At 41.7% G+C, this 16,355-nt stretch carries 10 protein-coding genes and 1 pseudogene; 8 read left to right on the top strand and 3 right to left on the bottom strand.

All coding sequences use genetic code 11. The features are described from left to right. Positions 1-83 precede the first annotated feature (83 nt). Positions 84-851 carry a hypothetical protein gene (locus HCR01_RS28745; protein ID WP_193199435.1) on the bottom strand — a complete coding sequence of 256 codons (768 nt, stop codon included), beginning with the start codon at positions 849-851 and terminating at the stop codon, positions 84-86. A gap of 513 nt (positions 852-1,364) precedes the next feature. Here HCR01_RS28745 and HCR01_RS28740 point away from each other — a divergent pair. From HCR01_RS28740 to HCR01_RS28730, 3 genes and pseudogenes are all read left to right on the top strand, one after another. Next, a complete protein-coding gene (locus tag HCR01_RS28740; protein ID WP_193199434.1) occupies positions 1,365-2,696 on the top strand; it encodes a hypothetical protein in 1,332 nt (443 codons plus the stop codon). A gap of 239 nt (positions 2,697-2,935) precedes the next feature. Then, positions 2,936-3,634: a rhomboid family intramembrane serine protease gene (locus tag HCR01_RS28735; protein WP_193199433.1), complete on the top strand. Its 699-nt coding sequence runs from the start codon at positions 2,936-2,938 to the stop codon at positions 3,632-3,634. Between the two features lie 199 nt (positions 3,635-3,833). Next, a pseudogene (locus HCR01_RS28730) lies at positions 3,834-4,205 on the top strand (response regulator); the annotation flags it as partial. A 248-nt stretch (positions 4,206-4,453) separates the two neighbouring features. Here HCR01_RS28730 and HCR01_RS28725 read toward each other — a convergent pair. After that, positions 4,454-4,642 carry a hypothetical protein gene (locus tag HCR01_RS28725; protein ID WP_193199432.1) on the bottom strand — a complete coding sequence of 63 codons (189 nt, stop codon included), beginning with the start codon at positions 4,640-4,642 and terminating at the stop codon, positions 4,454-4,456. 689 nt (positions 4,643-5,331) lie between these two features. Between HCR01_RS28725 and HCR01_RS28720 the strand changes: the two genes are divergently transcribed. Continuing rightward, on the top strand, positions 5,332-6,906 hold the full coding sequence (locus HCR01_RS28720; protein WP_193199431.1) for a tyrosinase family protein: 1,575 nt from the start codon (positions 5,332-5,334) through the stop codon (positions 6,904-6,906). A gap of 76 nt (positions 6,907-6,982) precedes the next feature. Continuing rightward, on the top strand, positions 6,983-7,399 hold the full coding sequence (locus HCR01_RS28715) for a hypothetical protein (RefSeq protein WP_193199430.1): 417 nt from the start codon (positions 6,983-6,985) through the stop codon (positions 7,397-7,399). Positions 7,400-7,662: 263 nt separating this feature from the next. On the opposite strand, the gene HCR01_RS28710 is transcribed toward HCR01_RS28715, so the two are convergent. Continuing rightward, positions 7,663-12,744, bottom strand: coding sequence for a PAS domain S-box protein (locus tag HCR01_RS28710; protein ID WP_193199429.1), 5,082 nt, complete (start codon positions 12,742-12,744; stop codon positions 7,663-7,665). Between the two features lie 382 nt (positions 12,745-13,126). On the opposite strand from HCR01_RS28710, the gene HCR01_RS28705 reads away from it, so the two are divergent. From HCR01_RS28705 to HCR01_RS28695, 3 genes are all read left to right on the top strand, one after another. Beyond that, complete coding sequence (locus HCR01_RS28705) at positions 13,127-13,465, top strand: hypothetical protein (RefSeq protein WP_193199461.1); 339 nt, start codon at positions 13,127-13,129, stop codon at positions 13,463-13,465. Positions 13,466-14,268: 803 nt separating this feature from the next. After that, positions 14,269-15,441, top strand: a complete 1,173-nt coding sequence (locus HCR01_RS28700) for an AbrB family transcriptional regulator (protein ID WP_193199428.1) — start codon at positions 14,269-14,271, stop codon at positions 15,439-15,441. 236 nt (positions 15,442-15,677) lie between these two features. Continuing rightward, positions 15,678-16,142, top strand: a complete 465-nt coding sequence (locus tag HCR01_RS28695; RefSeq protein ID WP_193199427.1) for a hypothetical protein — start codon at positions 15,678-15,680, stop codon at positions 16,140-16,142. The last annotated feature ends 213 nt before the right edge of the window (positions 16,143-16,355 follow it).

The raw sequence follows: 16,355 nt of genomic DNA, 5'->3' as shown, positions 1-16,355 counted from the left end.
GGCGCAGAGGCGCAGAGAGTAACGAGAAATTTATCTATTTGGAGTTCATAATTTGATTCATGCAAGAGGTCTACTGTTTACTGTTAAATAGTCAGCAGCAGGCTTGCATAGCTTCCAGCACCTAGAGCAAAAGCCCAAAAGCGACTTTCTCGTTCTTCTGGTAGTTCTTCCTTAAGTACATTCAAGACAACACCTCCGGCTAAAAAAGCAAAGAGAACTGCAACCGCTGCTTTATGGATTTCCGTTCCACTACCAATTACCCAACCGACAATAATTGCTGCGGCTAATAGCCAACACCCAATCTGATCGTAGATTCCTTTATGGTTTTCGCGCAAACCGTAGTCGTTGACTACAAAATGTAGCGCCATTGCGAAGAAGAAGAGAAACAAACTCTGAATACCCGGTTCTTCCCGATGTACTAGCAAGTAGCCAATCAAAGCGTTATAAACAGCAAAAGAAGCAATGTGTAGCCAGAAAACGCCAGAAGAGGTTACATCTCCCTTACCTGCTTTTTGATTGCGCTGACGCGATACCATAGCAACTCGCTCTAGTCCATAAAATATTGTCATACCGAAGAGTGCAACTAGGTAAACGTGATGCTCCAGAAAGACAAGCCCAAAGTCTAGGCTGTCTTCAACTGTTTTCTGTGCTTCACTTAATTCTGGCAAAATGTGGACAAACACATAAGCAACAGATACTCCACTGCCAAAGGAAAGCCACCGATTACGCGGGATAGTTCCGAGAAAGTGCAGTTTACCGGCGAATAGATGGATGATGGCTAAAGCGATCGCACAAAATGCAGATAATAGGAAAATACCATTAGGCACTGATAGCTCCGTAACTCTAAACATAATTTCTACTACTTTGGTTGAAAGGTATGATAACTATCTAGCTATCTCAACCACTAAATTTTATTTAATTTGTTACTGTCTAGGTTTTTAGGGTTCTCACGAGTCACTGTGCGATCGCTCTTAGCGACTAATGCCCACACTAGGTAAAATTAGGCTAATAGTTGCTAATAAAAATTTATTTAATTTTAAATTAAATTTATGCTAATTTTAACTAAAAGATTAATTAGCTATTTTAAATTTACTTATCCCAAGATTAGTTTTTTCAACTTAGTTATTATGGGCATTGCTGAATTGACGGATGAATCTGCATGTAGAGAGGTTCTGTTAGAACCTCTCTAAAAGGACTTTGATATTATGTAAAATCATTTTCATATATGGGATTAACTACGCCAAACAATTTGTTATCTAGCATTTATTTTATTGCAGATATCTAGGCAGTCAAGTAAGTGAAATTCTAGCTGCAAAACAATTTTAAGCCTAAGAAACAGAAATTCTTCACATAGGATTTTTTAAATGGTTCAAGTTAACTTTAATGTTTGGGGTAACGGTTCTATCAACCGTTCGGGGCGCATTAATTCTGATGCGCCGACCTATATTGTTATTCATGGTTATCAAAGCACTGGTGGCAACGCAGGTAATAACTATAAACCTGCCAACTGGATGGGAAACATAGCCCAAACCATTCGACAGCGTGAGTCCAATGCTAATATCATTTTGCTAGATTGGGAGGAAGGAGCTAGTTCCTCATGGTATCCCACTTCTGCCGGCAGAACACGCAATGTCGGTGATCAACTAGCTACATACTTAATAAATAATGGCGTAGATCCCACTTACACTAACCTGATCGGGCATAGCCTGGGAGCGCACATTGCTGGATTCGCTGGCTCTGCCTACCGTGAATCTACTGGGCGTTCTATTGCTCAAATAGTAGGACTAGATCCCGCAGGGCCAGGGTTTGAAGGCAAAGCAGCAAGCGATCGCCTAGATCCAAGTGATGGTACTCGCATTGTATCTTTACATACTAGTGAAACTCTGGGCTATGATGATCGATTGGCTACCCTAGATATCTACGTCAATTGGAACGACTTATTCCAGCCTGGACAGTGGAATTTTGCTGGCAATCATGGCTATGCCCACACCCTCTATACAGAATTAGTCCAAGGCAATAGCTTTACCCAGTCTAACGGCATTCTTCTGAACTTGAACACAGTAGTCAATGCTGAATTTACTGGGCAGAACGATGCCAGAACTAAAAACAATAAGGGTATTGTTGCTTTAAATCTTTTGGGTACTGCTAACAACGACACCCAGGCGGGTGGTGCAGCCAATGATACCATTCGTGGTAATGCAGGGAATGACTACATTACAGGTGGCGATGGTAACGATTTACTCTTTGGGGATAGTGGTAGCGATATTCTCTATGGTGGACGTGGTAATGATTCTGTCTTCGGGAGTACTGGTAGCGATCGCCTGTTTGGAGATGAAGGTAATGACGTACTGACAGGAGCAGATACAGCAACAAGAGGTGTTGGTGAAATTGACCGCTTAACTGGCGGCACTGGGAGCGATCGCTTTGTACTAGGTACTACTATAGGTGTCTTCTATAGTGATAGCAATACTAGTATTTCCGGCCTAGACGATTATGCTCTAATTACTGATTTCAATACTTTGGAAGACACGTTTCAATTGTTTGGCTCTAACTCTAGTTATAGCTTGGGAGCAGTGCCAACTGGTTTGGCTACAGGTACAGCCTTATTCCTGAATGAAATTAGTCTTGAACTAATTGCTATCATTCAAGGCTCTACCAACCTCAGCCTGAGTGCTAGCTATTTCGTAACTGTCTAAAACAGATATTAGAACAACCTTGGGAGAAAAGGAGCATGGGGGCTTTTGCCCACAAGAAGAGAAGTTGCAAGGAGGAGCCAGCGCTGCGGGAGGGTCTCCCTCCGGGCAAACTTCTGGGACAAGGTTTGTACCTTTCCTCCTGACCCCTGCCTCTTATCAATCAGGTTACAGCGGACGAGTTTTGGTTCCTGAGTTTTGTATTGGTTGTTACATTAGCATAGTCAAGCCTATATAACCCCATGATTCCTATTAGTGATAACCTTCGTAATCGCAGTCAGCCAATTATTAATTACTGGCTGATTGGGATTAACATTGCCATATTTTTATGGGAACTCAAATTAGAACTAAGTGGGGAATTAGGCTATTTTGTCAACAGTTGGGGTGTGATTCCAGCTCAGATTAATGGGGCAATTACAAATGCGATTTTCTTTAACTCTGCTGCTTGGATAGTTGTAATTTGGCGTTTGTTTTCGCTACCTTTGGCGATGTTTTTACATGGTAGCTTTAGCCAAATATTAGGAAATCTGCTATTTTTGTGGGTTTTTGGCAAGACTGTAGAAAATATTCTCGGACATGGACGCTATCTAGGATTTTATCTGATTGCTGGCAGCCTCACAGGCGTAGTGCAAATTATAGCTGAGCCGAGTTTGACAGTACCATTGATTGGAGCGAATGGCGCGATCGCAGCTATATTAGGAGCATACATCATGAAGTTTCCTAAAGCGAAAATTGACACAATTTTGCCGTTAATAATTGTTTATATACCTATCGAACTACCAGCTTTTGTATATATTTTTTGGTGGTTTTTGCAACAAATGTTTTATGGCATTGGTAGTTTAAATATTCCTCCTGTTGGTGTGAATCAAACTAGTATGTTTCACTGGACACAGGTTTTAGGACTATTGATTGGTGCGGCTTTCATGCGACTGAAGAGATAATTTAAATCAGTACGTTCGCTTCGTTGCTAAAGAGCCTAGGAATAAATTCTCAAGCTCATAGCTAAAGTCCTCTCAAGAGGACTAAAATATGAGATTTTAAGCTATGTCGATAGCTAAATGCGGTAAAATTTACACCAACAAGAGGACGGGTAGAAATTCGACTCTCACTTGTATCCTTGAACCTCCATTCCTCTGACTTATGCAAATTTTAGTGGTAGACGATGAACCAGATATTCGAGACTTAGTGACTTTCATTTTGCAAGACTACGGTGTGGAAGTAACCGCCGTGTCATCAGCACAAGAGGCATTAGAAGCACTGTCTCAATCCATACCAGATGTTCTAGTTAGTGATATTGGAATGCCACGGACAGATGGTTATATGCTGATGCGTGAAGTCAGAAAGCGATCGCCTCAGCAGGGAGGACAAGTACCAGCGATCGCTCTGACAGCCTATGCAGGCGAAATTAATCAGCAGCAAGCACTAGCAGCGGGGTTTCAAATGCATATTCCCAAACCAGTAGATCCGGATGCATTGGTTAAGGCGATCGTTAGTTTGATTAACCCAAGTTAATGTAGGTAAACGTTCGCTAGGCTTTCCACCACTAATACTTGCATTTAAAGTAAGAGAAGGGTGCAAAAGTAAGGACTATCCCATTTTTTCTTTTAATTGAAAGTTTTAAAAGAATGCAGAAGACTATCTAAACTTCTCAAAACTTAATTGCTCTTGAGTTAAGTTTTATAAGTCTTTCCCTTCCCTATTATCCCTACTAATTGCAAAGTCAAAACTACTGCGTTACTCAGTCAGTAAGCTTTGCAAACTTAGTCACGGTAACGTTCACAGTCGTAACAGTAACGGCATTTGTACCTTTTGTCTCTGTCTTTATCTCTGTCTCTGTCTCTATCTCTATCTCTGTCGCCATCTCTGCCGTTTTGTCCCCCAGATAGAATCTCTTGTTCTTCTCTGGATAGCTCCCTGAACAACTCGGATGTAATGGTTTGAAGTGACATAATTGTTAGCCTCACTTGTATGTACATAGGTGTTTGATACCTATGGTTTTACTTATAAACATGTTTTTTAGAGATTTAACTATCCCAAAGTTATATATTAAAACATTCAATTTCTAGCTTTTGGCTGACATAATTTTTGTTACTTCACAAATTAACTAAGCAAATATTTTATTTTCAATAATTGCAGTAAATAAAGAATAACAGCATATACAAGGGTAAACAGCCGAGTTATGGATGATCCCCTGCTAGTAGTACTAATCACAATAGTTTGTAATCAAACCAGGCGCTCCTGTTTTGAAAACAATCACATGTAGAGATGTTACATGTAACGTCTCTACAGGGTTTCTGTATTTATCACACATCAATCAAGTGAGAACTGCTGTGAAGATTTTTGAAGTAAAAAAAAATGCTTCACATACCTGGTTTAATTAATAACTGAGAACGGAACCAGTAACCGTATATTCTCCCTTCAAAGGCTGCTAATAAAGTTCGGAAGTTTGACGCTTCTAGTTTTCTGTGAGACTAATGTCTATCACAGTCCAGGAGAGATGATTAGCCTTTTCGCTAATTAGCAGAAGCAGCAAAGCGATCGCACTCCAAACCCTAAGTTTCAGTCGTACAGAACTTAGGTGAAATGGTATTAGATGATCTCTGTAATTCACTTCGCTGATCAAATGTTTAGGAAAGTTATGAAAAAGGTTCTTCTCGCTTTGATTTTGGCAATATTCGCTATTGTGGCGACATTGTTAGTGCCAAGCAACGCTTATGCTCAATCTACCCAAGTACCTGAGTTAACTCAGCCAACCCAATCAGTTAGATCACCCCGGGCCAAGTTTGTTCGCAAAGATGTTTACTCTCGCAGTGGACAAAAAGATCTTCAGTCGCTAAAAATTGCACTCAAAAAGATCCGAGAATCGGGTTGCACAGATCCCGTTAGTTGTTATTACCAAGGTGCAATTCATGGGGTTCCCATTCCTGCGGATTTTACAGAGCAAAATTCTCTGTGTCCAATTTATACGAATGCATCATCTTTAGATCCAAAAACCCAAGCACAAATCAAAAAGTTACTAGAGTATTGGCAGAAGTGTCCCCATGAAGCGGGTACTGGAGTTCACTTTCTCCCTTGGCATCGACTCTACCTTTATCACTTTGAACAAGTTGTTCGCAACCTTTCTGGTAATCCGAATTTTGCTATTCCCTACTGGGATTACACTAACAGTAAGTCTGCAAAATACAAATCAATGCCAGAAGCATTTAGACTTCCTACTGACCAAACAACCAACGGTCTTTACGAAGAATTGAGGCTCACAAGCCTAAATGCAGGTCAACCAATTGAGCCATCAACACAACAAGGTCTGATTGATGGCAAACGGACGGCATACCAAAATATTCTATATAGTGTGTTTAATAGCCAGATTGAACAATCACCTCACAATGTCATGCATGGCTACATAGGTGGTAGTTTTCCCAAAGACAAGTTTAATCCAATTTGGCAGGGCCCTTCTCCTTATGATGAAGGTGTGGGACTGATGGGAGATGTTCCGACTGCTGGATTTGACCCAATCTTTTGGCTACATCACGCTAGTATTGACCGTTACTGGCAATCTTGGACATTAGCAAAGGGTGCTAGTTCTCAAGTGACACCTCAAGAGCTAGCAGCAGTAGAATTTCCCTATGCCTTTTTTGATGGCAAAGGGGAGCTAGTTGAATATAAAACTCCTGAAGAAGTCGTTAAGGCAGTTTATAACCTTAATTACACCTATGATAAATATGATCAAATCTTAGTGCGTCCGCGATCGCTTGCAAGTATTCAACAACCAAGAGTACGTCAGCAAGAAACTGTTGCTACTAAGGAAGTTAAAGCTCAATTAACTGATGAACCAATAACAGTAGTTGTTCCATTATCTACTCGCGGGGGTGAGCGCTCTTTGCTGGCTACTCCAGAAAATGGCTATGTGCTGGAAATTGATGTGTCTTTCCAAGGAAAGCCGAGAGGAACTTATGATGTTTATGTCAACTTGCCCAATACAGCGGCGGCGGCTGACAAAGATGTTTATTTTGCTGGTACTATCAGTTTCTTTGAATTACCAAGTCAAAAAAGAGTAACAAAAACTCTTCTGTTTGACATCACTGACCAACTAGCTGAACAAGTAGACAGACGCGAACAACAGTCAGAACCAGATTTAAAAGTGAGTTTTCTCCCCAAAAATGGTGAGCGGGGAGAAGAAGTTTTTGTCGAGAAGGTTTCACTTCGTAAGCTATGAGGATATTTAGTTTATGATGTCAAGTAAATGTCCGATTTATTTAAGAAGTCGGACATTTATTTATTCCCTAACTGTTATGAAGTTAACTACTGAACCAACAATATTCACCCTTCTCCTATCCACTCCTATTGACTTCAATCCAACTTTTATTTCTACAAAAATAAGTTATGTGCTTGATGTTCAAGTGTCATTCCAAGGAAGACCAACAGAAACTTATAGTGTTTATATAAATCTACCTAATATCACAACTGCTAATAAAGCTGCTTATTATGCTGGTGTGATGAGTTTCTTTGAGTTACCAAGCAAAGAAAGAGTGACAAAAACTCTTCTGTTTGATATTACCGACAAACTAATTGAGCAGGTAAAAAACCACGAACAGCCGTTAAAAATCTCTAAATTAACATTGACTTTCGTTAAAGAAAACGGTTTTTCTTCACAAGAGGACATTGTTGTCGAAGGTGTCTCACTTCACAAGTATGATCATAATTCGTAATTCGTAATACTCGCCTCCGGCGAGAAGCAAGCTACGTAATTCGCTCTGGGGCTACGCCCTGCTAAGTAGATAGGTATAATTATATAAATAAAACCCGAAACCCTGTAGAGACGTTACATCTACGGTCTCTACATGTGATTCTGTAACATAAAAAAATCCTAGTTCGTAGTGAGCGATTCATTGCTCAAAACAAGGATTATCAGGACTAAAGTCCTGACTATAAACTTTAAGCTACTTACGCTAACAGCACTCTTCAGTGAAGCTCAAGACTGGTTGCGTCCGATGAGATTAGCGATCGCTGTAGCTAACTCAAGTGGATCAGCAGGTTTACGGACATGTTTTTGAAATCCGGCTGCAATTGCTTGATTGTAGTCAATTTCTCCAGCATAGGCAGTCAAAGCGATCGCCGGAATTTGCCCACCTTGCTCTTTTGACCATGTTCTGATCTCGCGCAGCAACATATAGCCATCCATTATCGGCATCCCAATATCGCTTAACAAGATATCTGGCTTTAACTGGACTAGTGCTTCTAGTGCTTCAGTTGCCGATTCTACAGGTGTTACAGTCGCCCCAAACTGTTCTAGCGCAAAGCTAAAGAAATCTCGCACATCAGGCTGATCGTCCACAAGCAAGATTCGTACTCCAGAAAGTAATGAGTCTTGATTATCGGCTTCCGACACAGAAGATTCAGCACTCACCACTTGGGACTCAGAATTTTTGAGCACCGGTAGCTTAACTGTAAATGTTGCTCCCTGTCCTTCGCCGGCACTCTCTACCTCAACAGTACCACCGTGCAGTTCCACCAGATTACGCACAATTGCTAGTCCTAGTCCCAGTCCGCCAAATATCCTAGTTGTCTTGGCGTCAGCTTGACGGAAGTATTCAAAGACGTGAGGCAAAAATTCTGGGTTGATACCCTTGCCTGTATCAGTTACTTTGATTTGAGCGTTGAAGTCAACTTGTTCTAGCCGGATTTCTACCCGTCCGCCTGAGGGTGTAAATTTCACAGCGTTAGAGACTAGATTCCAGATTACCTGTTGCAAGCGATCGCCATCACCCATAACTTGTCCAACATCATTGCTCAGCAACATTTGAATTTCGATAGACTTGGCTTCTGCTGCTAAGCGCACTGTTTCTAAGGCGGCGGCGATGGTTGCATGCAAATCCACTGCATAGATGTTGAGGCTAAGCTTACCTCGTAAAATCCGCGAAACATCAAGCAAGTCTTCAATGAGTTGAGTTTGTAAGTTAGCATTACGCTCAATTGTTTCCAAAGCGCGAGTTACAGTTGCTTCGTCAAACTTGCGGGTTCGCAATAACTTTGCCCATCCCAGAATGGGATTTAAGGGAGTTCTTAATTCATGGGAAAGAACAGCGAGAAATTCATCTTTAATCCGGTTGGCTGTTTCGGCTTGGTTTCGCGCCCTCTGTTCTGCTTCGTAAAGTTGAGCGCGGGCGATCGCCTGGGCGCACTGTTGCCCTAAAGTCCACATAAATCCCCGGTCTTCTTCACTAAATGCTTGTGCAGTGTCAAAGTTTAATCCCAATGCCCCTATTGCTTTGCCGTCTTGCATTAAAGGAATACAAGCATAAGCAAAATGTCCAGTTTTAGGAGGAATATCCGCTAAATTAGGATATTTCTCAATCCAAGCTTCTCGATTGTCTATAAAGATTGGCTCACCAGTTCGTACTGTTTCCGCTGAGGGGATAGAAGCAGTCAAAGGAAAATTGTCAAAAGCATCTATAGTTGATTGCTGATAGCCGATTGCTTGTACAATTTTTAGGGAAGTATCTTCAGTGAGTAACAGAACCGAACCAGCTTTAGCACCCAAGGCAGCAATTCCTTGGTTCATTACCACATCAGCTACCTGCTGGGGAGTTAGGGCTTCTGAAAGGGCAGCGGTAATTGTTTGTAAAAGCACCGTCCGATTGACAGCTCGCTCAGCTGCTTGTTTTGCATGCTGAGTTTCTTGGTAGAGTCTGGCGTTATCAATTGCTGTGGCTGCCCGACGGGCAACATCTTCTGCTAAAGCCAAGTCTGCTGCTTCGTAGTAACGACCTGATTCAGCTGTGAAAAAAGCGATCGCGCCAAATAATTGCCCACGGGAACGCAGAGGTATCACCATTAGGGAACGAATACCTAAGCTTCGCATCAATTGCAGATGTTCTGCGTTTTGAGCCATCTGGATAAAAGCAGAGTCGGGAAATTGGGCATAAAAGACGGATTCCCCCTGCCGCAGTCTGTATACAAGAAATTGTTGGGCCCCGTTTTTGGATGAATAATCCCGTTGTATTTCCTCTAAAATCTGGCGTTTTGCGGGGTCGGCTGTTACTAGCGCCATCTGTTTATTTGACCAATCTTCCCGGAAAATATCTACAATACACAAGTCCGCTAAAGTCGGAACTGCTAGGTTAGCCACGTTGGTCAGCGTGACTTCATAATCTAATGAAGAAGCTAATAGAGTGCTAGCCTCGACTAAAAAGTTTTGTGCAGCCTCAGCCTTTAGGCGATCGCGTTGCGCGGCTTGCCGTTCGCTAATATCTTCGACTACACCTAATGCATACTTTGGCTGTCCGTCAGCATCCCAAACTATTGATGAAGTTAGGTTTACCCAAATTAGAGAACCATCTTTGCGAATATAGCGCTTCTCTAAAGAATAACCACTAATTTCCCCTGCCAATACTCGCTGAGCATTTGCCAAATCAGGCTCTATGTCATCAGGATGAGTAATTTCTTGGAAGGTCATTTGGGTTAACTCTTCACTGCTATACCCGGTAATGTCGCACATCGCAGGATTCACCTGGAGGTATCTTCCATCCAAGTCCACCAAGTTAATACCGACAACTGCCTGATTAAACATGGTTCGGAACTTTTCTTCGCTGTCGCGCAGGGCAACTTCTGTTTGTTTTGCTGCTGTCATGTCTGCCAGAATAATCCCAATTCCTACCGTTTCACCCAATGCGTTATGGACAGGGTAATAGTTGCCCAGCCAGTAGCTATTCCTTTTGGGTTGTTCCCGTGTTTCACCGCTGATTTCCACATTTAGCAGAGGTTCTCCTGTATCCAGTACTTGTTGTAACAGCGACTCAATCTCAGCCGCCATTTCTGGTAATACTTCTCCGAATTTGCGTCCCAAATGTTCTTCTATGCTCAAACCGTTAATATCAGCCAACACCTTATTTATCCTGATATATCGCAGTTCTCTATCCAAAAAGCATACAGCGACAGGAGCACCTGCCAGCAGGGCATCCAGAAGAGACAATGATTCAGCGTAATGCAGCAAAGCCTCGTGGATGTCTTGATAAAGTCGGGCATTTTCAAATGCCAAAGCAGCGCGACAGGCAATATCGGTTGCTAAAGCTAGGTCACATTGCTCGTAGTGACGATCTAATTCAGCGCTGACAAACGTAATGCTGCCGAGTACTCTCTGGCGTGCCACTAACGGCACAATCATCGCAGACTTGATTCCCATCTGCCGCACAATTTGCAAATGTTCATTATTCTGAGTATTTCCAGCTAGTAGTGAGTCAGATACTTCTGTGATTAATTCTGGTTGCCCAGTTTGCAGTACTCTAGCAATGGTACTTGTACCCTTGGAGTCTGGCACATATTGCTGAAGTTGACGCGCCCACTCTGCTTTTGAAGAATCTGCATGAGCAACAGCTAGGCGGTGAACAGAACCATCTTCATCGATAATATCTATACAACACCAATCAGCCAGTTGAGGAACCAAGATTTTAGCAATCTGTTCTAAGGTTTCCTCATAATCTAAAGAAGTAGAAAGTGTAGTACTAGTTTGAGCAATACAACGGAGTGCGTCCTCAGCTTGCTTGCGTTCTGTAATATCGAGAACAAAGAAAGCTCCTCTATCTGAAGTCTCCTCAAAATGGCTACCACCTATCAGAATTGGGACACGTGAGCCATCTTTACGAATATATTCCTTCTCGAAGGGGGTGCAAAACAAGCTATTTTGAAATTGAGTCAGTGCTTGCTCATCGAGTAGCTGGTATTCCGTCGGCGTCAAATCTTGCCAGTTAAGTCTTCCAGCCAGTAATTCTTCACGGGTATAACCCACCATGTTCAGTAAAGCATCGTTGGCCTCTGTAATTCTACCGCCACTATCCCAGAAACCAATACCAATCATGTTTGACTCAACTACACTACGAAACTTTGCTTCGCTTTCGCGTAATGCTTGCTCAGCTTGCTTCAGTTGAGTAATCTCAATTCCAGTTACGCCTACTCCCAGCACTTGCCCATCTGCTAAACACACCGGATGATAACTGACAAGACTACAACGATGCACCCCAGGCGGATATGTTTCACCACTCACTTCCTGGTTAAGTAATGGTTCTTTTGTTTGCATCACCTGACGTAAGATTGGCTCTAGTTGCTCTACCCATTGTGGCAATACCTCGCCTAAAGTACGACCAATGTGTTGACTTTGTGGTGTACCGTTCATGGCTGCCAGCGCTTCATTAGCATAAACGTAGCGAAGTTCAGTATCAAGAAAAGTCAGCGCCACTGGTGAACTAGCGAGCCAAGCATCGAACAACGCCAGGGATTCGTCTTTATGCTGATTGGCTTCTTGGAGTTTTTGCTGCAACTTGGCGTTTTCTAATTCTGCTTGCTTGCGCTCAGTTATATTCACAGCCGCACAACTAACGCCCTCAATGCTACTATTCTCTTCACTCTTGAGCGGTTCAACTATTAAATCATAGTAACGATCTTCTTCACCCACTGTCAGAGAAACCTCTTCACGGGCGGAAGTACCTGTTTCGATTACTCTCTGCTTAATTGCAGCTAGTTGCTTTGCTTGTGAGACACAAAATAATTCATAGTCAGATTTACCTAACATTTCCTCAGCTGCTTCGACACCTTGAGGATTATGAATCCACTGGTATCGCAAATTTTGATCTTGCTGGAAGACCACGATATCTGAACTGCTTAACGCTAATCGAAATCGTTCCTCACTCGCTCTAAGCTTTTCTAAATTTCCTTCAGCATGTCGTTTGGCAGTCATTAGAGCTTCACAGAGAATACTGAAGAGAAATCCCTGCGATCCAAATAAACCGATTTGCACTAAACTCGATAGGTCAAAACTCAGTTCATACCTTGGCAAAAGGAAAAAGTAATTGCCCAGTAGAGCAGACAAGACGGTTGCTAACAGCCCTGACTTCAAACCACCATACCAAGCACTCACCACTACAGCGCTAAAAAATAGCAAGAATGGACTTTCACTTATGCCTAACCACGGGTCTAGCATCAGCGTTAACACAAATGGAAGTGCAACAATTAATACAACTACACCATAACGCAATAACTGAGAATGATGAATATAGGGCATGAAATCGTTTTAGAAGATCCAATACTTGTAGCCGAAACTCTATATACCCTAAGCTAGTTTGCAAATTTTAGTAATTTATCTCTGGATAGATATTTATTTAGTTTAAAAAAACCTTTTGCTAGAAGCTGAATCTTCATTAATCTGGTATGTAAAATGAAAATTTAGCTTGATATTTTAAGATTTATGACACTCTATTACTAATGGTAAATACCAAATGTGAAAGCAATATTATGAGCAACTTTATAACAGTAATTATAAGCTAAAATCTAGACAAAAAGAAAGATAAGTGAATTTAGTGGCTCTGCACTCAACTAGAGCTACTGGGATAAAAATCTCTGGCAGTAAGTTCAATACACCACTAATTTTCATGACTCCAGCGGCAATGTCTCAAGAGCATAACGAATCATTCCACGTTCAAGAAATAACCGGACTTAAACCGAAACACTTTGCTGACTTAGTGAGAGCTGCACAATTGATTTTTGATCCCACAGCGGGAGTCTCAGGAAGAAATATAGCAGTTGACTGGGATGAATTTGGAATCCCTCATGATGTGACAGACAATCTCAAGTCACTTGGTGAGCAATACCAATATGCATCTCCTCATGTTCCTGTTGACATTATTTGGAGTAAATTAACTCCAGAAACTCGTATTTGGTTCGTCGAAAATAAAGACAGGTTGTGGCAGTTTGAGGAAGTTTTCCCAGCACTTGACGAAGACTAAAAAGTTGAAATCTTAACATAAATACAGAGTATTTATAGGGTACAACATCAGTTGTGCTCTATCTTCATATTATATCAAGTCTGTTTCATTATTTATGAAGAGGGGAAAAGCTTAAAGGGGAAATGATGCCACCCACAAGGAGTGGGGTTTCAACCTGCCTTACAAGGATTTTTTCGCCCACGTTAGCGCAGAGGAACGAAGTGCGAAGCGAGGCTTTTACCTCTCCTCCTGCCTCTTATCCCCAGCTACGGTGTACACACAAGTCTTTTAGAGTTGCCCCACAGGCTTTTGATCCCCCCAACCCCCCTTCAAAAGGGGGGCAAAAACCTCTCAAAGTCCCCCTTTTGAAGGGGGATTTAGGAGGATATACAAAGATTTTGGTTTTGTACAGAGATGTGTGTACACCGTAGCTTATCCCCAGAGGGGGCCCCGCCTGCCCCTTCTGGGTAAAAAAAATATCTATGTGATGCTGTTCGCATACCTCTACGTAGAAGCAAGCTACGCAAATAGAAGTTTGTAGCAATTTGCAGAATGCAGAAGGCTTCCTTTGGTCAGAACTTCGGGAGCATCTCGTAAAGCGTTACAATTAATATCACCAAATACAGGAAATACAAAATATTGGCGCTCAAAAGATGATGTGATGTTATGCAAGCTATAAACCCCTGTTGATTGGTGCTATGGTTAAATCTCATTTAAACTTACCTCATGTCATCCTCTAGATATTTTGAATTTAAACTCTAGGTAGATTGCGCGATCGCATTAGCTTAAGTGCATAGTTAAAATAATTAAAAAAACTCATATCGATGAATCAAAGTATAAGTATTACTGCCGTTTTAGAGGAACCCACTCATCAAGATACTGCTATTGCCAAGCTATTTAAGCAACTAATTATTCTATTCTTAGAAATGCTTTTGGCATTACCTCTGGGTTTACTCTTGGCAAAGTTTTATACTGGCGGGATTGTCTGGATATTTGGTGGGATTGCTGCCGGTACATTAGTTCTTCAAGGATGTCGGCTATTCTATCAATATTCCCCCAAACCTAACCGTACTGCCAGAAAAGTGGGAATGGCATTTGTAGGGTTAACTGTCGGTTCCAGTATCCACGGAAATCTAACCAGTGTTGCTTCTGGTATTCCGATTTTTATTTTTCTGACTTTGTTTTTGTTACTGTGTGGCGGCTGCATTGGCTACATTTACTCTCGCATGAGCCAAACCAATTTATTAACAGCAATGCTAGCTACAGTTCCCGGTGGTGTAGGAATTATGGCAGCTATTGCCGCCGATTACAATCGCAATGTTCCTTTAGTAGCTTTAGTTCAGGCGATTCGTGTCACAACCGTAGTTTTGACAATTCCCTTTATTGCCAGAACATCAGTTGGTAATTACTGGAATCCGCAAACCCTGCCTGTGAAAAGTGCTTTACTTAATCTCGATCTATCTCAACTAGAATTACTGTTATTAGTATTATTAGTTACTGGATTAGTAGTTTATCTTGCTATTTTATTTAAAATTCCTGCTGGCGATTTTTTTGGGGCATTGTTGATTGGTATAGGATTTAATTCTTTGCTCAATTGCCTGCCTTTTGTAGGAGATATTCACTTTAATCCACCACCAGTAATCAACTTATTAGGTCAAATGCTTTTAGGGATTACTGTTGGTGAGTATTGGGGAGACAAACCCACTTTTGGAAAACAGACTCTAGGTTACGCTTTGATGTCTGTTGCGATGACCCTCGCTGCCGGAGCGATCGCTGCTATACTTGCTATGCAATTAACCTCTTGGGACTGGTTGACTTGTCTGTTGGTTACAGCACCAGGAGGATCAGCCGAAATGATCTTAGTTTCCCTGGCATTGAATCATAATGTTGAAATTGTCACAACTGGTCATTTAGTGCGACTCATCGCCATTAATAGTTCTTTACCACTTTGGCTGTTTTTGTTTCGCCGTTTTGATGGTCAATCAGAACTAGCTTAGAGTATCAAATCATTAAACTTTCTGATTCTTGCTCTCCTTCTGTAGTAAAAAAGAAATACCTGTTACCTGCAACCGAGAAACCAACTCATTCATTTCTTGGTAGCCTTCTTTATACTCAATGCATAAAATGCTCAAAATGCGTTGAAAAATAATAAAGCTAATCGTACTAGATAAGCACTCCGCAAACCAACAAGTTTATCAACCCCATCATAATTATGGGGTATGAGGTAACAAATATGATTCATCACATTTCTATTTCTGCTCAAAACCCTCAGCACGTTGCCCAGGTTCTAGCTGAAATATTGAATGGGCAAGCTTTTCCTTTCTTTCCTCACCCAGGTAGTTACATGGTTTTCCCTCTCGACGAACATGGGACGGGAATTGAAGTTTATCCGTTGAAAACTCAGCTAATACCTGGTGAAGGAGATGATCAGTGTATGTTTGCAGAAGCGGCTACCTCTTCTGGGTTTACAGCTACTCATGCAGCAATCTCTGTCTCTTCTACTCAAGAAAAAATCGAGCAGATTGCAAAACGGGAAGGCTGGAGAGTCTTACGTTGTAACCGCGAATCTTTCTTCGATGTCATCGAGTTATGGTTAGAAAACAAAGTCATGCTAGAACTGCTTACACCAGAAATGGCAGCGCAATATTTAGCGGTTACGCAGCCAGAAAATTTGCAGAAAATGTTTCATAATTCGTAATGGGCTACGCTAAAGTAATTCGTAAAAGAAACAGGCTTGAAAATCTGGTGTTGCTGATTCAGGGGATGAAATTTGATGTATTGAAATCTCAAACTCCTTATCCTCTCTTCCGAAGTTCTGATGCCTGTCTTGAAAAGTTTCCTACGGTGGGGCTGCGCCAACGGTGGAAGCCGCCGCTCAGACTTCTCTCTGTGTCTCTGTGCCTCTGCGTGA

Origin of the sequence: Nostoc sp. MG11, assembly GCF_014904695.1 — a bacterium.
Lineage (GTDB): Bacteria > Cyanobacteriota > Cyanobacteriia > Cyanobacteriales > Nostocaceae > Komarekiella.
The sequence above is the reverse complement of the archived record's forward strand: the minus strand, read 5'-3'. Positions and strand labels throughout refer to the sequence as shown.

Bases quoted from the DNA above. Each gene is read 5' to 3' on its own strand.
- HCR01_RS28745 (WP_193199435.1), bottom strand. From the start codon at position 851: ATGTTTAGAGTTACGGAGCTATCAGTGCCTAATGGTATTTTCCTATTA.
- HCR01_RS28740 (WP_193199434.1), top strand. From the start codon at position 1,365: ATGGTTCAAGTTAACTTTAATGTTTGGGGTAACGGTTCTATCAACCGT.
- HCR01_RS28735 (WP_193199433.1), top strand. From the start codon at position 2,936: ATGATTCCTATTAGTGATAACCTTCGTAATCGCAGTCAGCCAATTATT.
- HCR01_RS28725 (WP_193199432.1), bottom strand. From the start codon at position 4,642: ATGTCACTTCAAACCATTACATCCGAGTTGTTCAGGGAGCTATCCAGA.
- HCR01_RS28720 (WP_193199431.1), top strand. From the start codon at position 5,332: ATGAAAAAGGTTCTTCTCGCTTTGATTTTGGCAATATTCGCTATTGTG.
- HCR01_RS28715 (WP_193199430.1), top strand. From the start codon at position 6,983: ATGAAGTTAACTACTGAACCAACAATATTCACCCTTCTCCTATCCACT.
- HCR01_RS28710 (WP_193199429.1), bottom strand. From the start codon at position 12,744: ATGCCCTATATTCATCATTCTCAGTTATTGCGTTATGGTGTAGTTGTA.
- HCR01_RS28705 (WP_193199461.1), top strand. From the start codon at position 13,127: ATGTCTCAAGAGCATAACGAATCATTCCACGTTCAAGAAATAACCGGA.
- HCR01_RS28700 (WP_193199428.1), top strand. From the start codon at position 14,269: ATGAATCAAAGTATAAGTATTACTGCCGTTTTAGAGGAACCCACTCAT.
- HCR01_RS28695 (WP_193199427.1), top strand. From the start codon at position 15,678: ATGATTCATCACATTTCTATTTCTGCTCAAAACCCTCAGCACGTTGCC.